The following is a 23,928-nucleotide window of genomic DNA, read 5'->3' as shown; positions in this document are numbered from 1 at the left end:
AATCGACTGCCCCCGGCAATCTAGACGCTCCTTTTCTGATTCCGTTCACCCCTTGGTCGTTTTTTCTAGCGATGACGTCGTCCGGCATCCAACACGAATTTCTGGATCCGCCGAAGGATTCGGAGGACCACCTCGGCTCGCTCGGTCACTATCGGGTACTCCGTGAACTCGGAAAGGGCGGCATGGGTTACGTGTTCTTGGCCGAAGACATTCGGCTCAAGCGGCAGGTCGCGCTGAAGGTGATGAATCAAAAAATCGCCAGCACGCCGGGCAGCCGCAAACGTTTCATCAGCGAAGCCCGGGCGATGGCCGCCGTCCACCACGACAACGTGGCCACGATTTTTGAAGTCGGCGAACACAAGGGCACGCCGTACATGGCGATGGAGCTGCTCCAAGGGGCGACCCTGGAGAATTTCGGAGAGCGTTACGGCGAACCCGATTACCACCAGATCATCGCGTATGCCCGCGACATCGCGCGCGGACTCGACGCGGCCCACAAACAGGGCATCGTCCACCGCGACATCAAACCGGCCAACATCTGGTTGGACACCAAGACCAACCGAATCAAAATCCTGGACTTCGGCCTGGCCCTCGCTTCCACCCCGGTCGATCAGCTTTCCGGCCGCGGGGCGGTCGTCGGCACCCCGGGCTACCTGTCACCCGAACAAGCGCGCAGCGAGCCGCTGGACGATCGCAGCGATTTGTATTCCACCGGGGTCGTGCTGTACGAAATGGCCACCGGTGCGTTGCCGCTGAAAACGAAATCGGTCGCCGAACAGCTGATCGCGATCCTGGCCCACGCCCCCAAGCCACTGATCGAACGGAACGACAAAATTCCCCAGCCGCTGGCGGACCTGATCCATCGGCTGATGGCCAAAGAGCCGCGCGATCGTTACCCCAGCGCCGCCGACCTGGAAAAAGCACTCGATGAAGTCGAGGTCGAATGCGAAAAGAAATCCGAAGTGGCTCAGGCGATCAACCAGCTTCAACTGGGTCTGGAACAAGCGGTCAACAAGAAGAACCAGGGCGGCCTGGACGCCGTCGATTTGGGGATGTCCGAAGAGGCGCCGCCAAATCCCTTTGAAACCCTTCCCGATGTGCTCCCCGCCGCGACGCCCCTGGCCGCCGGCGTGTCGTCGTCGGGTGCCCACCGGGCCGTCACGGTCCCCCAGGGTCCGCTGGCCGCAGGACCACACGGCTCGGGGACGTTTGCCGCCGCGACGCCGAAATCGAAACCCCAGGCCGGCGCGGCGACGGAAACATCCCATTCAAAAATCATTTGGATCACCGTCGGTGTCGTTGCGGCGCTGTTGTTGGTGCTGATCCCCACGATCGTCTACATCAGCGATTCCAGCGCGATCGCACGCCAGCAACAACAAGAAGCGGCCTATGTCGGCGCCGCCCCGAAGACAAGTCCCGCCCCATCGGGTTCTTCCAACAAGTCCAACCAAGCGCCACGACAACCGCCCAAGCAACCATCCCAAAAACCGCCGCAATCCAAACCGCCGCAAGGCCAATCGGGCAGCCCCTCACCAAATCCATCTCCACCGCTGACCAAAGTCAGCACGAAAGAAGTCGGCGGCGTCGGCGGGAAAGGATTCAAATGGCTGTTGGGCAACAAGCAAAATAACGGGTCCTTCGAACAAGGCGACCTCAACTCGGGGAAACTGCGGCTGCCGGGCTGGACGGCAACACGTTCGGGAAACCAAGGCGGATGGATTCGAAATCCAAACGCCAGGAATGTCGATGCCAAGACCTTCGCCTTCGCGGGTTCCAAAAGCGAGCTGGTGCTGACCAGCGATGCAATCCAACACAACACCAAAGCCGGCGACGTCTTCCGAATCAGCTTGAACGCGGGCGGGGATGGCCCGGGGAAGACCGATTACCAAGTCGTGTTGGGATTCAAAGGCGATTCGGGGCCGCCGATTCGCTACCAACTGATGGCGTTCTCCAGCGATGACCGGTGGGCCGGTGGAAAACAAAAAAAGGTGATCCTGGAATACAAAGTGGACTCAGCCGTCGCCGGCAAACATCCATTTGTCGAATTGACAATCTCCAACAAGAACTCCGCTCGCAAACGCGGCATGCTGGACCGCGTCGTGCTGACCGTGCGGTCGCCCGGAAATCTGGCGGCCAACCCCAAGCCTGCGACGCCGAGCGAGACACCGAAACCCGATCCCAAGATGGCGACCTCCCCGCCACCCAAATCGACACCACCGCCCCCTCAACCGACGCCCCCGAAATCAACGCAAACGGTAACGCTGAAAACCTCCGACCCGGGTGGGGCCGACGCCACAGTCAAACGCGGCGGCGGATTCAACGATCCACTCGGGGAAAAACCCGTGTTGTCGATCGAAACTCGACGCAACATCCAGGTCGAACACACCTACATGAGATTCCCGATCCTGTCGCTTCGTGGGAACCAGGGAGGGGGGCAGCCGGTCAATCGCAACCGTGGCAAGGCCAAAGAACCCGAGCCGCTTCCCGTCGTGACTGCGGAATTACAGCTCAGCCCGACCTCGGCCGAACGCAAAGCGGACGCGACCGTTCGGGTCTACGGTTTCAGCAATGAAATCAGCGACGTGTGGCCGGAAATGAAGATCGTCTGGAACAATTCGTTTTCATCTCAAGATCTGGAAACGATCCCCCTGCTGGCCGAAAAAACGATCCGCCCGGAGGACACGTCGCTATCGATTTCCAGCGACTTGCTGGCCAAATTCGTCGCCGAGGCCGGTCATCGCTCCGTCACCCTGATCGTGACCGGATCCTCGGGTAACGAACAGTTGAGCTTCGGATCCAAGGAAAGCGATCAGCTGGATCCACCGACGCTGATTTTGGGGCTTAGCGAGTGACATTCGGCGGTGGATCGGGCCGCATTTGATTAGAGTATTCCGGCGGAACCATTTGCCGCTTCCTCTCATCTGAACACTCTCAGCCCCCTCGAAAGTCCGTTTCCGTCGGATTCCGCCATGAAATCGCGAAGCTCCTTCGTTGAACCTCTGGAAAGCCGCCAGTTGCTCGCCGGCGACGTCTGTTTGGCAAACGATCCGATCGAGCGAATCAGCGACGACGTTCCCCCCCCCGCCGGCGACGTGGTTCAGGTTTTCCGAAACGCCCCCCTCGGGGGTATCGGATTCGCCCCTTCGTCCCCGCCGCAGTTCTTGCCCGCCCCGCTGTTGCCCGTCGCAGGGATCGATGCCCCCTTGATCCTTCCATCGGGCGGCGCGGATCTGCTGGAGGAAGACGGGGGTTTGGTGGCCGCCGTTCGCACCAATTTGTTCGCCAGCGTCTCGAATGACTCAATCGAACTGCCACCGGCGACGCTGCACCTGTTTGATCGCCAGGACGACGGAAGCCTGGAAGAATCCGCTTCGATTGAATTGCCGCTGGCGCCCCGCGAGGTGTTGCTGACCGACCAGTTGGTGATCGTCGTCGGTTCATCGACCAGCCGCGTTCCATCCGGCACCGTTGGCGCGGAAACTGTCGTGTGGACCATGGCCCGCAATGATTTGGCGGATCGAAACACCATCCGGCTCGACGGGCAATTCTCAACCGTCGCGCGACGTGACGATCGTTTGTTCGTCTCCGCCTTCCAACCGCCCCCATTCACGCCACAATTTGACACGCCGCCGTCGTTCACACACACCGTCACGGTGTTCGACGCCAGCGGAAGTTCACTTGCTCGAATTGCCAGCGGCGAGCTACCCAATGCAGTTCTGGACGAGATGGTCGTCGGCGATGACATCCTGGTCGTCGAGCAAACCGGCAGCAGCGAAACCGATGTCGAACGATCGTCATCGGGCGAAACAACGTGGATCGCGCCGACGCAGATCACTCATCATCTGGTGCGTTACCGAATCGTGGGAGATGACATTGAGAGGATTGCGTCGTTGGAGTTGTCGACTGATTTTAATCTCCAAACGGAAATCTCCGCAGACGGATTGACCGCGGTCGTCTTTGGCCAGCACGACGTCGTGTTTCCGGCCGTCGTCGATGGCCCCCAAGCCGGATTCAGCGTCGCGCTGATCGACCTGTCCGAAGACCAGCCGAAACTTTTCCAATCCGTTGACCTGGCGACCCGCAACCGACAAACGATTGCAGACATCGGTGAGCGGGCATTGGTCATCGCCGACGGACGAAACGCACTGATCGTCGTCGACATGGATCAGTCGATTGATGTCGACGCCGAAAACCGCGTCACGCGAATCGAATTGCCCGGCATCCCCGACCAAACGTATCCGGGAATCACCAGCGTCACGGAACTCTCGCCCGAGACGTTTGCGATCGTGCGTCGTTCCTACACCCACAGCGCCGATCCCGCGGAACAGTTCTCGCAGCGTGAAGTCGAATTGCTGACGCTGTCCCTGGACGACCACTCGGTCGTCGCGCAAACCGTGCCGGATCATGCGGCGTTGGCGGTTTTCACCCCCGCGTCTTCGCGTCCCACCTTGATCGGACTGGGACCGTTCTTGGCGCCGCAAGAAGCGGAACAACTTGTCATCGTCAGCATCGATGGATCCGGATCGTTCGACCAACAGGCGACGATCGACTTGGACCACGTCGTCGAGATCGACGCCGATGAAAACCGTTTGCTGCTGCGTCAGATCGATCAATTGATCGAGTATCGCTGGGACAGCATCGACGCCCCGATTGTCACACCGCTCGGCGATCCGCTTCCCGCCCCCACGGCGGTCGACGATGTCTTTCGACGCAACTCCGATTCTCGCGATCGCTACTTGAACGTGTTGGAAAACGACCAGATTCTCGGCTTTCTGGGAAACGCCCAGATCGTGGAATTGGTCGACGCCCCCGCCGGAGTTGTGATCGCGACGGGAGGCGACGTGCTGCGACTGACCGACGAGGCGTTGGGGACCGAGGGGACGTTCGAATTCCGCTACGTCGTGCAACAAGGTTCCCAACGGACGTCGGCGGCGGTCACGTTGACACTGTTCCGCTTTGACGACGACGACGTCGGGCAAGCCGTCGAACGTGTCGTTGCCCGAGCCGCCGAGGAATTGGGCATCGAGGCGTCCGAGCTTCAAATCGGCGCCGTGCGTCGATTCACCGATCTGCCTATGCCCAGCGATCTGCCCAGCGATCTCGCCGCCGGGACCGAAAACCCGCTGGGCGGACAGTTCGGCGTCATCGTCGACGTCCGCGTGGGCGACGAGCTTTATCGCTACGCGGCAAACTTTGAAAGCGACGTGGTCCGGCTCAGCAGTCAACCGCTGCAGCGCGTGATGGAGTTGCGTTTGCAAGCGGTGGACGCCGCAGGAAACGCCGTCGAAGCGATTCAATCGGGCGACGAGTTCTACATCCAAGTCACCGCGCAGGACCTCCGCGAATCGGGCTTCGGGGTGTTCGCCGTCGCCTTCGATCTGCCCCTACCGATGAACCAATTGGAATTGACCGGCGAGCTGATTTTGCTGGGTCAGTTCGACGATTTCGGCGAACCGATCACCGCGGAGGGCATCGACGAATTCGCCGCCTTGGAAGCCTTGATCGAGCATCCCGGCAGTGATGTTCAAGGCGTGGTTCGAATCGGGGTCCGCGCGATCGCCGGTGGTGAAGTCACCCTGCGACTGGATCCGGCCGAATCACGCGGCGCGGAATTGCTGCTGCGTGGCAGGAACGACGAAGTCTCCCCGCTGGAAGTCGACTTCGGCTCATTGACGTTCGCCATCGATGGGATCGCACCGACCGACACCGACGCCAGCGGCGCGGTGACGCCGACAGACGCCCTGCGGATCATCAATTTCTTGGGCGTCTACGGCAGCATGTTGGTGAACGAACTTCCCACGCTGTCGTCGCAGGTCGAAGGCGAGGACGGTGAGCAGCGATTGCGCTCGATGCGACGCCTGGACACCAATGCCGACGGTCTGATCTCCGCCCGAGACGCGTTACACGTCATCAATGATCTGGCACGACTGTTCAGCCGCGACGAAGCAGCCGTAGGCGGTGGATCCAACGCCGAAGCGGAATCGGTCGACGCCGCCATCGCCAGCGACTTCTTGTCCGACGACGACGACGATGATAGGCTCGAAGGATAGGTTAGCGTTCCCGGCGCCGTGTCTTCATCGCCCATTTGCCTGACAGGTCCCGACATCGCCCCCCCGCCGTCTTTGAAAACCGATGCTGCACCCGACGTTTCCAACGTTCCCGATTGGCAACGACAGGGATACGAACATCTGTGGATGCCGTATTGCCAAATGAAGACGGCACCAATGCCGCTGGCGGTTGAGCGGACCGAAGGCGTCTACTTGCACTTGAGCGATGGGCGACGATTGATCGATGGGCTGGCGTCTTGGTGGTCGGCCTGTCACGGATACAACCACCCGCACGTCGTCGATGCGATGCATCGACAACTTGACACCATGCCGCACGTGATGTTCGGCGGGATCAACCACGAACCGGCGTTGATGCTCGCCCGCCGTCTGGCCGCGCTGCTGCCCGGTGACCTGAACCGCGTCTTCTTTTGTGATTCCGGATCCGTCGCGGTCGAAGTTGCGATGAAGATCGCGATCCAGTTCCATCGCAATCGTGGCCAGCGGGGCCGCACCCGTTTCTTGTCATTCGCCAATGCCTACCACGGCGACACCACCGGCGCGATGTCGTTGTGTGATCCCGAGCGCAGCATGCACGCGCATTTTGAAGGCGCGTTGCTGCAACAATTTAACGTCGACATCCCCCGCGACGATGATTCGATGCAACGATTCCAATCTCTGCTCGAGCAGCATCGCGACCGCCTGGCGGGGGTATTCATCGAACCCCTGGTGCAAGGCGCCGGCGGAATGCGCTTTCACTCACCCGAGGTACTGAGTTCGATCGCCCAATGCTGTCGCGACAATGATGTGTTGCTGATCGCCGACGAATTGGCGACCGGATTCGGACGCACCGGAACCCTGTTCGCGATCGAACAGGCCGACATCGTTCCGGACCTGATCTGCCTGGGCAAAGCACTCACGGCCGGCATGATCGGGATGGCGGCGACGGTGGCAACCGATCGGGTGTTTGATGCGTTCTGGTCGGACGACGCGTCCAAAGCGTTGATGCATGGGCCGACCTTCATGGCCAACCCCCTGGCCTGTGCCGCCGCGGGGGCGTCGCTGGATCTATTTCAGCGAGAGCCGAGGCTGGACCAGGCGCGAACGATCGAAGCGGGACTGAGCGAATTGTTGGCGCCCTGTCGCCAAATCGACCGGGTCGTCGACGTCCGCGTCAAGGGTGCGATCGGTGTCGTTCAGGTCGATTCGCTCGATCACGTCGACCGACTGCGGGACATGTTTATCCGCCAGGGCGTCTTGATTCGCCCCTTCGGCGACTGCATCTACACGACACCGCCGCTGGTGATTTCCTCGGATGAACTGGAAAAAGTCGGCGACGCGATCGTTTCGGTGACCCGTCAATGGGCGCGCTGGCCGCGAGAGAGTTGACAAATTCACAGACTCGGTTGTTGTTGGCGGTCTGCTTTCGGGAAATAATGGTCGCCGCGAATCGATTCGGCCCAACCCTCGCTGGCGGTCGCCTTCCTGCTCTCCCCTGCCCTTTTACCCCTGTTCGGTATCTTTGCATGATCCTTCTGAAACTTGTCGGCAAATGCGCCGCCGCCTTTGCCGTGACCTGCATGGTCGGCGTCCCCAGTTCCGCGTTTGCGCAGACCGGTGCGAATCAGCTGAGCGAGGCCGAAAAACGCAGCGGCTGGAAACTGCTGTTTGATGGAAAGTCCGCCGACGCCTGGCGCAACTACCAAAAGGACACGCTCGGCGAGGGCTGGAAAGTCGTCGATGGAACGCTGGTCCGCGCCGAAAAAGGTGCCGGCGACATCATCAGCAAAGAAAAGTACGACGCCTTTGAACTGCTGATCGATTACAAAATCAGCCCCGAAGGCAACAGCGGGCTGATGTTTCATGTCACCGAAGACAACGCCAAACCGTGGCACAGCGGACCGGAAATCCAGATCCAAGACAACGTCGACGGCCACGACCCACAGAAGGCGGGTTGGCTGTATCAGTTGTATAAGCCCACGCCGCCGCGTTGGGCTGCCGACCAGACGCCCGTCGACTCCTCGCGACCGGCCGGCCAGTGGAATCAAATCTACCTGAGGATCGCCCCCCAAGGCTGCGAGGTCTGCCTGAACGGCGTGCGATACTACACCTTCAAAATCGGGAACAACGACTGGAACCGACGCGTCTCGCAAAGCAAGTTCGCCAAGTTCCCGGCGTTCGGTAAAGCCGGCAAGGGACACATCTGCTTGCAAGATCATGGTGACAAGGTCGCGTACCGCAACATCAAGGTTCGTCGCATCAACGACGACGGCAGCGTGCCGCAACCGATCGACGGAAAGCTTGAATTGAAGAGCGAACTCGCGTTCCCCAATCTGAAACTGGACCAATGGGAAGCGGTGGATGACGACGGCAAGATCCGCTCGCTGCGGATTCTGGAACTGACCTATCCGCGTGACGACAGCAACCGCGTGTTCATCGCGTCGCAGTACGGCGAGATCTGGGCGTTCCAAAACGATCCCCAAACCGTCAAGTCACATCGGGTGCTCGACATGCGCAGCGAAGTCGCCGATTGGAAAAACAGTGGCGGCAACGAACAAGGTCTGCTCGGCTTGGCGATGCACCCCGATTTCAAGAACAACCAAAAGTTCTACGTTTACTACTCCGATGCCGATAACGATCGATCCGTCGTCAGCGAGTTCACCATGTCCAAGGACAACCCGAACAAGGCCGATGCCGCGACCGAACGGATGGTGATGGAGATCGCCCAGCCGTACAAGAATCACAACGGCGGCAGCATGGAGTTCGGCCCCGACGGGTACTTGTACATCGGGCTCGGCGACGGTGGCGATCGCAACGACCCCAAAGCGGCCGGCCAAGACCTGTCAAAACTGCTCGGGTCGATCCTGCGAATCGACGTCGACAACCCTTCGGGTGACAAAGGCTACGGCATCCCCAGCGACAACCCGTTCGTCAAAACGCCGGACGCCCATCCCGAAATCTACGCCTTCGGGATTCGCAATCCCTGGCGTCTGGCCTTCGACCGCCAAACGGGCGACCTGTGGATGGGCGACGTCGGACAAGAACTTTGGGAAGAAGTCAACGTCGTCACCAAGGGCGGCAACTATGGCTGGAGCAATCGGGAAGGCACCAACAGCTTCGGCAACCGCCCCCCGGTCGCCGGCGTCAGTGACCCGATCGATCCGGTCTGGCAATACGATCACCGCATCGGCCGTTCGATCACCGGCGGCCGTGTGTATCGCAACGCACGCCTTCCCGAGCTCAACGGCAAGTACCTCTACGCCGACTACGTCACCGGCGTGGTCTGGGCCTTGTCCTTCGACCCGGAAACCAAACGCGCGACCGCCAACGAGCAAGTGATTCCCGAAGGCGTCCAGGTGCTTGGTTTCGGCGAAGATCAAAACGGTGAAATCTATTACTTCACCGAGAGCCCTCGCGGCGAATGCATTTACCGCTTCGCCAACTAAGCACGTCATCACGGGTTTAGCAGGCTCATGTACGACAGCCTTTCCAGGCTGTCGCTGGTTTCGACGGTCTGGAAAGGCCGTCGTACTTTCTCGCTCTGGTCGGTCACGCGATCAAGTCGTGCATGACGTGCCCATCCACGTCCGTCAGCCGAAAATCACGTCCCTGGTAGCGATAGGTCAGTTTGCGATGATCGATGCCCAACAGGTGCAAGATCGTCGCGTTGAGGTCGTGGATGTGCATCGTCCCCGGAGTCCAATGCTCCTTTTCGGGACGCGGGATCATCGGGCTGCCGTCGGCGTTGACGATGTTGTAGCCGTAATCATCCGTCCGCCCGTACGTGATCCCCGCCTTGATGCCCCCGCCGGCCATCCAAACGGTGAAGCAACGCGGGTGATGGTCGCGTCCGTAATTTTCCCGTGTCAGATTGCCTTGGCAGTACACGGTGCGGCCGAATTCGCCGCCCCAAATCACCAACGTATCGTCCAGCATGCCGCGCTGCCGCAGATCGTGCACCAGAGCGGCACACCCCTGGTCGACGTCTTTGCACTGTGATTCATGCTCGGTCGGCAACCGACCGTGGGCGTCCCACCCCCGATGGAAGATCTGGATATTGCGGACTCCCCGTTCGGCCAAACGGCGGGCGTTCAAGCAACACGCCGCGAATGTCCCCGGCGTCCGGGCTTCCTCGCCGTAGAGCTCGAAGGTCGACTCCGACTCACTGGAAAAATCCATCAACTCCGGAACCGAGGTTTGCATCCGGTACGCCATTTCATGTTGCTTGATCCGCGCCAGAATCTCGGGGTTGCCAAAGTGCCGGTGCTGTTCCTGGTTGATCGCCGCCAACGCATCAAGCTGGTTACGGCGATCGGACGACGTCACGCCCGGTGGATTGCTCAGGTACAAGACCGGATCGCCGCTGCTGCGCAGCAACATGCCTTGGTGATCGGCCGGCAAGAATCCCGGTCCCCACAGTCGATTGAACAGACTCTGTTCGGCGTGCTTTGAATGCGCGTGCATCACCACGTAATGCGGCAGATCTTCATTCATGCTGCCCAGACCATAACTCAGCCAGGCACCCAAACTGGGGCGGCCCGCGATCTGGCTGCCCGTTTGAATGTAGGTGACCGCCGGATCATGATTGATCGCTTCGGTAAACGTGCTGTGCACGACACACAATTCTCGCGCGACCTTGGCGGTGTGCGGCAGCAACTCGCTGATCCAGACCCCGTCTTGATTGTTGTCGTGCTTGGTGAACTTGTACTTGCTGGGACAAAGCGGCAATCCACTCTTTTGATTGGACGTCATGCCCGTGATCCGCTGGCCGTCACGGACTTCGGCCGGCAATTGTTCGCCGAACATGTCGGCCAACTTGGGCTTGTAATCCCAGAGGTCATGTTGGCTCGGTCCGCCGCTCATGAACAGGTAAATCACGCGTTTGGCGGTGGGCATGTGATGCAGGCCGCCACCGGTCGTCGCTGCGCCGGTTCCCGCTGCCGACAACTCGTCACCCAACAGGCCCGCCATCGAAGCGGTTCCCAACCCGAGTGCCGTGCGGCCGAACAGTTGCCGCCGCGTCGTCGCCAGTTGCTGCCGATGCAGTGCGTCAGAAAGGTTCATCAGTCAATCTCGTTTAGTACAAAATGATCGCCAGGTCGCTGGCCAACAGGGTCAACGCGACTTGGGTCCAGGCGGCGTGCTCGGCGGGGTCCAACGTTTCATCTCTGGCGATATCGCCGGTCGAGAGCAAGGCGCGGGCGTCGTCCGCGTTGTCGCGATACCGCTGAAGCATTTTCTGCAACAATTGCTCGAACGCATCGGTTTCGGTCGGCGACGGCCCTCGACTGGCGAGCAGACGAAACAGCAGATCCATTCGCGACCCAACGTCACTCCGCTCGTGCATCAATCGCTGGGCCAACATGCGGGCCATTTCAATCCGCTGGGTTTCATTGAGCAGCGCCAACGATTGCAGTGCCGTGCTGGTCCGCGAGCGACGAACGCAACTCGTCTCCCGATCCGGGGCATCAAACAAAGTCATCATCGGATGCGGGCTGGTGCGTTTCCAATAGACGTACAAGCTGCGGCGATAAAGTCTCCGTCCGTGATCGCGCTCGTAGCTCTTGGTGTTGCTGGCCGGATGAGCCAACGCCTGCCACATCCCGGCGGGCTGGTACGGTTTGACGCCTTCGCCGCCCATCAGTGGATCGAGCAAGTTGCCGGACCAAAGGCCGATGTCGCGAATCACTTCCGCGTCCAACCGATAGCTCGGCCCACGTGACCAAAGTCGGTTTTCCGGATCATCGACGTCCTGCCGCCAGGCCGAGCTTTGACGAAAGGTTCGGCTGGTGACCATCATCCGCAACAGATGCTTGAGATCCCAGCCACTTTCTAGCAACTCCACGGCCAGCCAGTCCAGCAAATCAGGGTGCGTCGGGTAAGCTCCCTGCAAACCAAAATCTTCGGGAGTTCGAACCAGTCCGTGCCCAAAGGTCTGTTGCCAGACGCGGTTGATCAACACCCGCGCGACGGTCGGATGATTGGGTGAGGTCAGCCATTGTGCCAGCCCCAATCGATCCCGCGGCGCTCCTTCAGGAAAGGCTCCCATGGCCGTCAGCACGCCGGGCTCGAGCGGATCGCCGATGGGCAGGTTGTACTCTCCACGGCTGAGCACGCGAGTCGGCCGCGGTGTCGGCAAGTCCTTCGCGACAAGCGTGGTTGTAAAACCTTGCTCCAATGATTCGAGTTTCTGTCTCAGCAACGCCGCTTCGGTGTGCACGCTCAACGACGAAAACCGGCCGTCGGGGTCGGCCAACGATTCCAGTTTTTCTCGATCCGTCGCATCGGACCATGCTTTCGAGGCCGCGTCTGTATCCGCGATCTCATCCGTCGCCGCATCAATCAACTGTTCCAGCCGGTCGTTCAGTTGTCGCCATTGCGCCCATTGACTCGGATCGCTCGGCGCTTTGGTTGTCGGCCCATAGTCGTATTTATTCCGGTCCAAGGCCGGCTCGGCCGTGCTGTTAAAAAACGCCATCAAACGGTAATACTCCGTCTGCGGCACCGGGTCATACTTGTGCGTGTGGCAACGGGCACAGGTGAGCGTCATGCCCAACAACACCGCCCCCAGATTTTCGGTTCGGTCAAAGTTGTTCTTCGCTTGGTACTCCGCTTCGATCGCGCCGCCCTCGCCGCTGGTCGGATTCATCCGGACATACCCGGTCGCGACCAATTGCTCCATGCTGGGATCGGGCAGCAAGTCGCCCGCCAATTGCCACGTGATGAAATCGTCCAGCGGCAAATTTTCATTGAGCGCCGACACGACCCAGTCGCGGTAGGGATAGACACCACGGCGGTTGTCCAAATGCAAACCGTGGGTGTCACCGTAACGCACCGCGTCGAGCCAATGCCGTGCCTGATGTTCTCCAAAGCTGGACTTGTTCAGCAAGCGATCGACATACCGCTCGTACGCGTCGGCTCGGCCGTCCCTCAGAAATTCCGCCAGCTGCTGCGGTTCGGGCGGCAACCCGCAAAGCGTCAAGGATGCCCGTCGGGCGAGGGTTTCCGGCGCGGCTTCGGGGGCAAAGTCGATCTGGCGACCGCGTTGTTTCGCCGCCACGAACCAATCGATCGGATTGATCTGCGACCGGGCAGCGCCGCTGTCGGGCAGGGACGGCAGACGTTTTTTAGGCGGAATGAACGCCCAGTGCTGGGAATACTCACCGCCCTGGGAAACCCACTCGGTGAGCAATCGTTTCTCGGCATCAGTTAGCTGTTTTTCCGCCTCCGCGGGCGGCATCGGATCGTCTTCGGACAAAATCCGCAGCACCAGTTCGCTGGATGCCAAATCATCCGGGTCGATCGCCCGGTATCCGCCGAGATCGCTGGTCGCCGCCTCGTAGGAATCCAAACGCAACGCAACCTCTTCGTCGGTGTCGGGTCCGTGACAGACGAAACACTTGTCCGATAGGACCGGCAGGATTTCACGTGAAAAATCGATTGCGACCGGAGCCGGGTCGGCGGCACCGGTTTCCACCATGATCGATAGGGTCATCGCAAGGATGACCAGGATTGAAGTTCTCATCCCTGAATTGTAAACACAAACCGGCCAGCGATACAGCGAACCTGAAACCCCGCGCGATCGATTGAACCGCGGCCCTCAACGTGGCGTGTTGAATTTGTTTTAGCGGAACGGCGCGAGCGGGCTAATGATGAGCCGCTGGCCGTAAGGCCCCGGGCAGCGTCGCAGTGCCCGGCCGCTTACGCGTCGCGGCTCACAAAATCGACAGCCCGCTCGCGCCCTGCCGCTAACAAATCCTTCACCGGGTTACCCTTTCGGGAGACAAACGCTCTGCACCCCCCAGGCCTACTCCAAGGGCTCACCGCTTTCCTCGGCGTGTTCGGCTTCTTCCAAACTCTCTTTCACCTCAGCGCCCGCGGTCCAGTAGAACACCGTGCCGATGATCGCGATGATCACTTTGACCATTTCAAAAACCAGCGCGATCAAGGTTCCCGATGCGTCGGTCGGCTCGGAGGGAATCAATTTATAGAGCCACTCGATCGCGGCTTCGAACACCCCGATCCCGGCGGGCGTCAGGGGCAACGCCGATGCCAACATCCCGATCGGCACGATGATGAAATGATCGCCCAGGGAAGGAACCGACGGGTACAGCCCGCGGGCGATCAGGTACATGCTGAGCGTCAGCATCGCATGCACGCCGATACTCATCAGAATCGAAATCCCAAACGCGATCGGGTGATCGTGGAACATTCGCAGCGGTGGACCGACGCGGTGAATCACTCCTCCGATCACCGGCAGTCTCTCGCCCCAGCGGACCAAGCGATCGACGACGCGACCGCCAAACACCAAACCCGCCAGAACCGCCGTGCCGACACCGACCAGGATCGCTGTCCCCAGTTTCAATTGATGCATCTCCTCGCCGCCGAGGGCGGACGCATCACCACCGGGCTGGAAATAGAACGCGACTGAAGCCAGCAGCAACAGCCCGTACAGACCGACTCCGCGATCGACCAGCACCGACGCGACGGCCTGAACGCGACGGCCCGGCCGACGTTTGGCCAAAAAAATCGCTTTGAACAGGTCGCCGCCGACGCTACCGGCGGAAACAAAATTCAGCAGAAAACAGATCGCGCCCAATCGGAACGCTTCCAAAACCGTCAGCTCGATCCCCTGGCAGCGAACGAGCAAACACCAGCGGATGAACGAAAGACTGATCGCGGCAACGGCGACCAACAACGCGCCCACCAGCAGCGGGTAGTTCTTGTCGTGCTGCGAGAGCGTCTCCCACTGCTGCGGTTCGACCCGGAACAGCAGGAAAACGATGATCCCCAGCGGGATCGCGATTTTGCAAAACGTTGCAAAGAGGTGACGCTTAGATTTCATAGGCGGCAGAATAGTCGGCCGCCTGAAGAAGGGTCAATGCTGGGACGCGCTTTTAGCGGAACGGCGCGAGCGGGCTGTCGATTGAGGACCGTCGGAAGAATAAGTGGCGGGGATTGATTGTGGGATAGGCTTCCAGCCTGTCATTCCAGCGTCGACAGGCTGGAAGCCTATCCCACTTATTCTTCCGTGCGACGTTTACTCGCCCAGAACCGTCCCCCCGTCACCGTCGGAAACCGGCGGTTGACCGCTTGCATCCGAATCGGGCGTCGCAGGCGTCGGATCGTTCATCAATTGTTGCATCGCCGCTTCGGCTTCGCTCGAACCTTGATCGACCGGACTCCCGGGCCCCAGAACGTCGTCGCCGGCTTCCAACAGCGGGAACTGTTCTTCCAGGCTTTGCACGGGGGCTTCGGCCAACGCTTCGAGTGCTTCGCGACGGTAGTTGACTTCCGATTCTTGGAACAAGCGGAACCCGGTACCGGCTGGGATCAGGTGTCCCAGGATGACGTTCTCTTTCAATCCGACCAGCTTGTCGACCTTGCCCGCCAACGCGGCCTCGGTCAAAACCTTGGTGGTTTCCTGGAACGACGCCGCCGAGATGAACGAGTTCGACTGAACGGCCGCCTTGGTGATCCCCAGCAACTGGGTGCTGGCAGTCGCCTTCTTGGGCCGCTTGCCCTTCATCGGCGTGCCGCCCTCGGCTTCGATCTTGGCGTTGGTTTCTTCGAACAGATCCTTCGGAATGATCATGCCTTCGGTGTAGTCACTATCGCCGGCATTGGCGATCTTGATGCACTTGGACAGCTCTTGATTGGCGTGACGGAACTGGAACCGGTCGATCACCAATCCGGGCAACAGGCTGGTGTCGCCGGGCGACTCGACCTTCACCTTCCGCAACATCCGCGCGATGATGATCTCGCAGTGCTTGTCGTTGATCTCGACCTTCTGCGATTGATAGACCTGTTGGATTTCGTGCAGCAGGTACTGCTGCACTGCTTCTTCACCGGAAACCCGCAGAATGTCGTGCGGAACCAGCGGCCCATCGACGATGGACTGGCCAGCTTTGACCATATCGCCGGTGTGCACCAGGAAGTGCTTCCCGGTCGGGATCAAGTGTTCGCGTTCGATGCCCGATTCGCTGCGGACGATGACGGTCGTCTTGCCACGCTTCTTTTCGGGCATGATTTCCACTTCACCGTCGACTTCGGCGATGATCGCGGGATCCTTCGGCTTGCGAGCCTCGAAGATCTCGGTGACCCGTGGCAAACCGCCGGTGATGTCGGAAACACCGCCGCTGTCGCGGGGCATTTCGGCAAGCACGTTACCGGGCACGATGTCCTGTCCGTCGACGACGGAGATGGTCGCTTTTTCCGGCAGAAACTGAACGTTCAACGCCTTGCCGGTGTTGTCTTCGACGACGATCTGGGGGTGCAGGTCACCCTTGTGATCGACGACGACCATTCGCATCTTACCGCTGGCTTCTTTTTCCGATCGAACCGTTTCGCCTTCGACGATGTCTTCGAAACGGACCTTACCGGAGACTTCCGAAAGGATCGGCACCGAGTAGGGATTCCACTCGCATAGCGTTTCGCCCGGTTTGACCTTTTGGCCGTCTTCGACCATCAGCATCGACCCGGTCGGGATCGGATAGCTTTCGAATTCTCGACCGCGATCATCGACCAGGGCGATTTCACCGTTACGCGTCAGAACGACCTTGCGACCTTCGGCGTTTTCGACCGCACGGATTCGCGTCAATCGAACCTCACCGGCCTTCTTGCTCTTGATGTCGGATTCCTGCATCGCTTTGCTGACCGAACCACCGATGTGGAACGTACGCATCGTCAATTGCGTGCCGGGCTCGCCGATCGACTGTGCGGCGATGATCCCGACCGCCATGCCTTCTTCAACCATGGCACCGGTCGACATGTCCATCCCGTAACAACGGCGGCAAACCCCCAGGGGAGCGTCGCAGGTCATCGGCGAACGGACTTGCAGTTTTTCCAAGCCCATTTGCTCGATCTTGCGAGCGATCTCGGGCGTGATCATTTCGCTTTCGCCGACCACGACTTCGTCGGTCACCGGATTGACGATCGATTTTCGGCTGACGCGACCGTTGATCGAATCGGCCAAGCGAACTTCGACTTTTTCACCGCGATAGACGACCCCCTTGGTGATGCCCTGGGTGGTGCCGCAATCGTCCATGGTGATGACGACGTTCTGCGCGACGTCGGCCAGTTTCCGAGTCAGGTAACCGCTGTCGGCGGTCTTCAATGCCGTGTCGGCCAGACCCTTGCGGGCACCGTGCGTGGAACTGAAGTACTCCAGTACCGACAGCCCTTCGCGGAAGTTCGCCTTAATCGGCGTCTCGATGATCTCACCCGTCGGCTTGGCCATCAGACCACGCATCCCGGCCAACTGGCGGATCTGGGCGATACCACCACGAGCACCCGAGTGACTCATCAAGAAGACGGGGTTGATGTACCAACCGCCCTTTCGCACGTCGGATTCCATCGCGGCCATCATGTCGGTCGTGATCAATTCCCGCGCCTTGGTCCATTCGTCGAGCACCATGTTGTAGCGTTCGTCGTCGGCCATTTGACCGCGGTCGTACGCCTTCTTCAGACGCATCACCTCTTTTTCCGCTTCCTTGATAAAGCCGACCTTGGATTCCGGCGTGACCAAGTCGTCGGTTGCAAACGACAGACCACTTCGCGTCGACTCGCGGAAGCCCATCTGCATCATGTCATCGAGCAGGTGGATCGTCGGGCGACGGCCGAGTCGTTGGTAACAGTCGCTGATCGCGCTGGCCAAGTCGCCGCTGCGCATCGCGCGGTTGTAGAAATCCATGCCGTCGGGCAACATTTCGTTGAACCGAACGCGGCCCGGCGTGGTTTCGATGATCGCGCCGTACTTGGCGTCGTTCTCTTCCGTTTTCAGACGCTGGTGCTTGGGCAGTCGCATCTTGATCTTGGCGTGCAAGTCGACGATGCCTTGGGCGTAGGCGAATTCGACTTCGTCGTACCCGGCGAACGTCATGCCTTCGCCCTTGCGATCGGGCAACTCGCACGTCATGTAGTAGCAACCCATCACGATGTCCTGCGACGGACTCATGATCGGTTTTCCGTTGGACGGCGCGAACACGTTGTTCGTACTCATCATCAACGTGTGCGCTTCGACTTGGGCTTCGATCGAAAGCGGCAAGTGGACGGCCATCTGGTCGCCGTCGAAGTCGGCGTTGAATCCCTTGCAGACCAGCGGGTGCAAGTTGATCGCGTTGCCTTCGACCAAGGTCGGCTCGAACGCCTGGATCCCCATCCGGTGCAACGTCGGGGCCCGGTTGAGCAGCACGGGGTGGTTGGTGATGACCTGTTCCAGAATGTCCCAGACCTCTTCGTCCTTGCGCTCGAGCATCTTTTTGGCCGACTTGATCGTGTCGGCGTGACCAAGTTCCTTCAAGCGGCGGATGATGAACGGCTGGTACAGTTCCAACGCGATCTTTTTGGGCAGACCACATTGGTGCAGTTTCAGTCGCGGGCCGACGACGATCACACTCCGTGCCGAATAATCGACTCGCTTGCCGAGCAGGTTCTCACGGAAACGACCTTGTTTCCCCTTGATCATGTCGGTCAACGATTTCAGCGGCCGGTTGGACGAACCCAGCACCGGACGCTTGCAACGGTTGTTGTCAAACAACGCGTCGACGGATTGCTGCAGCATTCGCTTTTCGTTGCGAATGATCACTTCCGGCGCGTTCAAATCGACCAACTTTCGCAGCCGATTGTTGCGGTTGATGATCCGTCGATACAGGTCATTCAAATCGCTGGTCGCAAAGTTCCCGCTGTCCAACAGAACCAACGGACGCAAGTCCGGGGGGATCACCGGGATCACGTCCAGCACCATCCACTCGGGGCGGTTGTCGCTGTCGCGGATTGATTCGACGATCTTCAAACGGTTCGTCAGATCCTTTTTCTTCTGCTTGCTGCCGGTTTCATCCAGCTCGATCCGCAATTGCTCGGACAGTTGAACCAGGTCCAATTGGTTCAGCAGCTTGCGAACCGCTTCGGCCCCCATGTCGGCTTCAAAGGTTCCCGGTCCGTACTGTTGGCGTGCGGCGCGGAATTCTTCTTCGGTCAGCAATTGCTGATGTTCCAGGTCGGTCTGGCCCGGATCGACGACGACGTAATCCTGGAAATAGATCACTTTCTCAAGCGAACTGGTCTTCATGTTGAGCAGGTTGCCCAAACGTGACGGCATCGCTTTGAAGAACCAGATGTGGACGACCGGGGCGGCCAGATCGATGTGCCCCATGCGTTTCCGGCGAACGCGACTGTGCGTGACTTTGACGCCACAGCGGTCGCAGATCATGCCCTTGTACTTCATGCCCCGGTACTTGCCGCAGGCACATTCCCAGTCCTTTTCCGGTCCGAAAATTCGCTCGCAGAACAGTCCGTCTTTTTCGGGGCGATAGGTCCGGTAGTTGATCGTTTCCGGTTTTTTGACTTCACCAAACGACCAGCTCTTGATGTCCTGCGGCCGGGCCAAAGAGATTCGGACCGACGCGTAATCGTTGATGCGATCGTAGTTGCTGGTTTCGCCAATCGACATGATATGAAAGCCTTTAGCAGTTAGCGGTTAGCAGTTAGCTATTGATTTGTATTGAAGGTGGCAGCAACCGGTTGTTGGTGCGGTTGCGGCGATTGAATCGGCGTGCGGCGGCACGTGAGTCCGCCGGGCCGTCTCCGCCGACCGGTCGCAATCGACCCGTCCGCCGTGACGGCCGAGCTGACTGCGGGGTTCACGCAGTCAGCCGTTCCCAGAGCTCTAAATCGGTCTCTTTTCAAGCTGCATGTTTAGCGCCAAGCCGCGGATCTCGTTGGTCAAGACGTCGAAGCTGGCCGGCGTACCGGCTTCCAGCGTGTTTTCTCCCTTGACCATCGATTCGTAAATCTTGGTACGGCCTTCCACGTCGTCGCTCTTGACGGTCAACAGTTCTTGCAGGATGTACGCGGCACCGTAGGCTTCCAACGCCCAGACTTCCATCTCGCCGAAACGCTGGCCGCCGAAGCGTGCCTTTCCGCCGAGCGGTTGTTGGGTGATCAACGAATACGGACCGGTGCTTCGTGCGTGAACCTTGTCGTCGACCAGGTGGTGCAGTTTCAACATATAGATGTAGCCGACCGTCGTCTCCTGCTCCATCGGTTCGCCCGTGCGACCGTCGCTCAAGCGGACTTTCCCGTGACGCGGCAACCCCGCCTCGTCCAAGGCTTCGTTGATGTCTTCTTCGCTGGCACCGTTGAAGACCGGCGTGATGGACTGGAAACCCAGTTTCGCTCCGGCCCATCCCAGGTGCGTCTCGAGAATCTGACCGACGTTCATCCGACTGGGAACGCCCAGCGGATTGAGCAGGATTTGCAGCGGCGTTCCGTCAGGCAAAAACGGCATGTCGGCGACCGGCAAGATCTTGGCGATCACACCCTTGTTTCCGTGTCGGCCGGCCATCTTGTCACCGACGCTGATCACGCGTTTGGTGGCGATGTAAACCTTGGCCATCTGCAACACGCCGCTGCGAAGTTCGTCACCCCGCTTCATGCTGTTGAGCTTTCGGTCACGAAGATCGATCGCGACTTCAACGTTGGACCATTGGGTGTCGAAAACCTTCTGGACCGCTTCCTGTTTGTCTTCGCCCTTGACCTGATCCATGATGTGATCCAGCCGGAACGCGATCGCGCGTTCGGCGACGAACTTCGGATCCTGGCCGTCGGCCAGTGGCGTTCCGGTCGAATCTTTCAGCTTCGCACCGGCGGCGTCTTCCAGGTCGCGGACCAGCGATTCGAACGTGCTGGCGATTTCCGTGTTGCCGGACGCTTCGACCTCTTTCAATTCACGCTCAAACTCCTTTCGCTCGTCTTCGGACAGACTCATCCGCCGGGAGAACTTGTGCGTGTCGATCACGATGCCTTCGATGCCCGAAGGAACTTCCAACGAGTCGTTTTTGACGTCTTCACCGGCGCGACCAAAGATCGCGTGCAGCAACTTCTCTTCCGGCGTCAGTTCGGTCTTGCTTTTCGGACTGACCTTGCCGACCAGGATGTCGCCCGGCTTGACGTACGTCCCGACTTGGACGATGCCGTTTTCGTCCAGGTTGCGAAGCGCTTTTTCGCTGACGTTGGGGATGTCCCGCGTGAACTCTTCGCGGCCGAGTTTGGTTTCGCGGATTTCGACGTCAAAGTCTTCGATGTGAATCGACGTGTAGGTGTCGTTCCGCACCAGTTCTTCGCTGATGATGATCGCGTCTTCGTAGTTGAATCCGTCGAAGGACATGAACCCGACCAGGACGTTCCGCCCCAGGGCAAGTTCCCCGTCGCGGGTCGCGGCACCATCGGCGATGATTTGACCTTGGGTGACGTCATCGCCCAGCCGCACCAACGGCTTTTGGTTTTGGCAGGTGCGTTCGTTGAGCCCCTGGTACTTCTTCAGCTCGTAGTGATCGCTGCCGATTTCGATCCGGCTGGAATCGACGTAGGTAACTTTGCCGGCGCGGCGGGCACGCACCACCATCGCACTGTTGCGTGCGACCTGGCGTTCCATCCCGGTGCCGACGATCGGCGGCTCGGCGACCAGCAACGGAACGGCTTGCCGCTGCATGTTCGACCCCATCAACGCGCGGTTGGCGTCGTCGTGCTCCAAAAACGGAATCAGACCGGCCGAAACGCCCACCATCTGGCTCGGCGCGACGTCCATGTAGTTGACCTGGTTGGGCTGGACGATCTTAAAGTCACTGCGGACCCGGGCGATCAAGTTCGGTCCGGGGACCAACGCCTTGTCTTTCACCTCGGTATCGGCCGGAGCCACATAGGCTTCGTTTTCCTCGTCGGCCCGCAACCACACCACTTCGTCGGTCACCACGCCCTCTTTGACGCAGCGATACGGGGTGATCAAGAAACCGTAGTCATCGACACCGGCGTAGATCGCCAACGAGCTGATCAGACCGATGTTCGTGCCTTCCGGCGTCTCGATCGGGCAGATCCGTCCGTAGTGTGAAATGTGCACGTCGCGAACTTCGAAACCGGCTCGTTTTCGGTTCAAACCACCCGGGCCGAGTGCCGACAGCCGTCGTTCGTGCGTCAGTTGGCTGAGCGGGTTGGTCTGGTCGACGACCTGAGACAGCTCGCCGCGGCCGAAGAAATAATCGATCGCCGCGGAGACGCTCTTGGGGTTGATCAACGATCGCGGCGTCATGTCTTGGGCATCTTTGACACTCATCCGCTCCTGCACCGTGCGGCGCAGTTTCAAGAATCCCTTGCGGAGTTCTTCGCAAGCGAGTTCGTCGATCGTTCGCAGCCGGCGGTTGCCCAGGTGATCGATGTCGTCGATTTCGGCGGCGCTGTCCGGGTCGAACAGCTCGATCAGGTAGCGAATCGATTCGATGATGTCGTCCGGTCGCAGCGTCATCACCGATTCGCTGACGCCCAATCCGAGCTTGCGATTCAAACGGAAACGGCCGACCTTGCCGAGACGGTAGCGGTTGTCGTCGTAAAACTTCTCTTCGAACAACACACGCGCCTTTTCCAACTGCGGCGGGTTGCCCGGACGCAGCCGCTGGTAGATCCGCAGCAACGCTTCTTCGTGGCTGGCGGTGTTGTCTTCCATCAGCGTGTTGAAGATCACCGGAACCCGGGGGGCGTCCATGCACTGGATGCTCGTCACACCGGCGACGCAGATCCCTTCGGCAATCTCTTTGGTGATCCGGTGGGCGGCTTCGATGATGATTTCACCGGCCCGTTCGGAACCGCTGGGGAAGACGACGTCGTCGACCGCGATCTTGCCTTCGATCTTCGCGGCGCTCTTGACGCTGGAGAGCTTCTCGGTGCGGGTCGGGTAAAACGCTTGCAAAATATCGGCGTCGGTCGAGTACTTCGGATCCATCGCCCGCAACAAGGTCGTCGCGGCGAACTTCCCGCTCTGGTCGATGCGGACCGTCAACGCGTCTTTCTTCGTCACGTTGAACTCCACCCAACTGCCGCGTTCGGGGATCACCCGGCACGAAGGCAATTTGCGGTCGGTCGTCGTGTCCGTGTCCCAGACAAAATCGACGCCGGGCGAACGGTGAAGCTGGCTGACAACGACACGCTCGGCACCATTGATGATGAATTCGCCGCCACCCATCATGATCGGCATGTCGCCCAAGTAGACCTCTTCCTCGTGGGGCTCTTCACGATTCAGCCGCAGCCAAATCCGCAGCGGCATCCCATAGGTCAGACGCAACTGCCGACATTCCTGGCTCGTGTAGCGCGGCTTCCCGAGCTCGTAACGCAGGTACTCAAGCGTGATGTTCCCGTCATAGCTGGCGATCGGGAAAATTTCTCGCAGGACGCTTTCAAGCCCTTTGTCTTCGCGAGTGAGTGAGTTGACGTCTTCTTGCAAGAATTCCTTGTAGGAAGCCGTCTGCAAGGCGGTCAGATCAGGCAGCTCAAAGCCACCCAGATCGGTTCCAAAGTGACGTACGGTTGTGGGGATCAGACGACGCTGGGACGTAACTGCCATCGGTAAAGAAAGCTCCTGCTGGACTTGAGATCCATGATCTCGGACGGCTATCGAATGGGTTTCGACCGAACTGCTACAAGCACTGCTGCTGCGACAACACAAAGACCCCGAAAGGTTCGATTTTCCGATTGACGTGGTGAATCGGATTGCCGGACATTGGGTCGCTGGAAAGAATTGGGCCGGAAACGTTGAAGCCAGGACCCGAAGTCGCTATATCCATCAACACCGATCGCCAAGACCGGTCTCCGCCGCGAGACGACAGAAACAGGAATCATCAATTCGGTTGCGGTAAACGCGTTCGCCAAAACAATCTGACCAATAGTGCTCCGCGGCTTCGACACACTCAAAGAACGCACGGGCGGGCATCCCTGACGATCAACGCGGATAAAATTGGGCCATCGACACGGATATAGACGGCTGGAACCTAGGCTCGATGTGGGAGAATATCACAACGGCCGTTTTCACGAAAGCCCAACCCGCTTGACTGGCCCGGAT

9 protein-coding genes are annotated in these 23,928 nt (G+C 59.6%); 4 read left to right on the top strand and 5 right to left on the bottom strand.

Annotated elements, in window-relative coordinates; all coding sequences use genetic code 11:
- Positions 1-71: 71 nt before the first annotated feature.
- From Enr13x_RS13795 to Enr13x_RS13780, 4 genes are all read left to right on the top strand, one after another.
- On the top strand, positions 72-2,852 hold the full coding sequence (locus tag Enr13x_RS13795) for a serine/threonine protein kinase (RefSeq protein WP_145386874.1): 2,781 nt from the start codon (positions 72-74) through the stop codon (positions 2,850-2,852).
- A 117-nt stretch (positions 2,853-2,969) separates the two neighbouring features.
- On the top strand, positions 2,970-6,050 hold the full coding sequence (locus tag Enr13x_RS13790; protein WP_145386872.1) for a dockerin type I domain-containing protein: 3,081 nt from the start codon (positions 2,970-2,972) through the stop codon (positions 6,048-6,050).
- Between the two features lie 72 nt (positions 6,051-6,122).
- Positions 6,123-7,433, top strand: coding sequence for an adenosylmethionine--8-amino-7-oxononanoate transaminase (locus Enr13x_RS13785; protein ID WP_231744274.1), 1,311 nt, complete (start codon positions 6,123-6,125; stop codon positions 7,431-7,433).
- A gap of 137 nt (positions 7,434-7,570) precedes the next feature.
- On the top strand, positions 7,571-9,490 hold the full coding sequence (locus tag Enr13x_RS13780) for a PQQ-dependent sugar dehydrogenase (RefSeq protein WP_145386870.1): 1,920 nt from the start codon (positions 7,571-7,573) through the stop codon (positions 9,488-9,490).
- A gap of 103 nt (positions 9,491-9,593) precedes the next feature.
- Here the strand turns inward: Enr13x_RS13780 and Enr13x_RS13775 are convergent, their stop codons facing one another.
- The 5 genes from Enr13x_RS13775 to rpoB form a co-directional block, all read right to left on the bottom strand.
- On the bottom strand, positions 9,594-11,108 hold the full coding sequence (locus Enr13x_RS13775) for a DUF1501 domain-containing protein (protein ID WP_145386868.1): 1,515 nt from the start codon (positions 11,106-11,108) through the stop codon (positions 9,594-9,596).
- Between the two features lie 13 nt (positions 11,109-11,121).
- Positions 11,122-13,569: a PSD1 and planctomycete cytochrome C domain-containing protein gene (locus Enr13x_RS37940; RefSeq protein ID WP_197456012.1), complete on the bottom strand. Its 2,448-nt coding sequence runs from the start codon at positions 13,567-13,569 to the stop codon at positions 11,122-11,124.
- Positions 13,570-13,851: 282 nt separating this feature from the next.
- On the bottom strand, positions 13,852-14,889 hold the full coding sequence (locus tag Enr13x_RS13765; RefSeq protein WP_145386866.1) for a lysylphosphatidylglycerol synthase transmembrane domain-containing protein: 1,038 nt from the start codon (positions 14,887-14,889) through the stop codon (positions 13,852-13,854).
- A gap of 195 nt (positions 14,890-15,084) precedes the next feature.
- Positions 15,085-19,494, bottom strand: a complete 4,410-nt coding sequence (gene rpoC / locus Enr13x_RS13760) for a DNA-directed RNA polymerase subunit beta' (protein ID WP_145386864.1) — start codon at positions 19,492-19,494, stop codon at positions 15,085-15,087.
- 216 nt (positions 19,495-19,710) lie between these two features.
- Positions 19,711-23,433 carry a DNA-directed RNA polymerase subunit beta gene (rpoB, locus tag Enr13x_RS13755; protein ID WP_145386862.1) on the bottom strand — a complete coding sequence of 1,241 codons (3,723 nt, stop codon included), beginning with the start codon at positions 23,431-23,433 and terminating at the stop codon, positions 19,711-19,713.
- Positions 23,434-23,928 lie beyond the last annotated feature (495 nt).

Source organism: Stieleria neptunia (genome assembly GCF_007754155.1).
GTDB classification, from domain to species: domain Bacteria; phylum Planctomycetota; class Planctomycetia; order Pirellulales; family Pirellulaceae; genus Stieleria; species Stieleria neptunia.
This window is presented reverse-complemented; position numbering and strand designations above follow the sequence as displayed.

Bases quoted from the DNA above. Each gene is read 5' to 3' on its own strand.
- Enr13x_RS13795 (WP_145386874.1), top strand. From the start codon at position 72: ATGACGTCGTCCGGCATCCAACACGAATTTCTGGATCCGCCGAAGGAT.
- Enr13x_RS13790 (WP_145386872.1), top strand. From the start codon at position 2,970: ATGAAATCGCGAAGCTCCTTCGTTGAACCTCTGGAAAGCCGCCAGTTG.
- Enr13x_RS13780 (WP_145386870.1), top strand. From the start codon at position 7,571: ATGATCCTTCTGAAACTTGTCGGCAAATGCGCCGCCGCCTTTGCCGTG.
- Enr13x_RS13775 (WP_145386868.1), bottom strand. From the start codon at position 11,108: ATGAACCTTTCTGACGCACTGCATCGGCAGCAACTGGCGACGACGCGG.
- Enr13x_RS37940 (WP_197456012.1), bottom strand. From the start codon at position 13,569: ATGAGAACTTCAATCCTGGTCATCCTTGCGATGACCCTATCGATCATG.
- Enr13x_RS13765 (WP_145386866.1), bottom strand. From the start codon at position 14,889: ATGAAATCTAAGCGTCACCTCTTTGCAACGTTTTGCAAAATCGCGATC.
- rpoC (WP_145386864.1), bottom strand. From the start codon at position 19,494: ATGTCGATTGGCGAAACCAGCAACTACGATCGCATCAACGATTACGCG.
- rpoB (WP_145386862.1), bottom strand. From the start codon at position 23,433: ATGGCAGTTACGTCCCAGCGTCGTCTGATCCCCACAACCGTACGTCAC.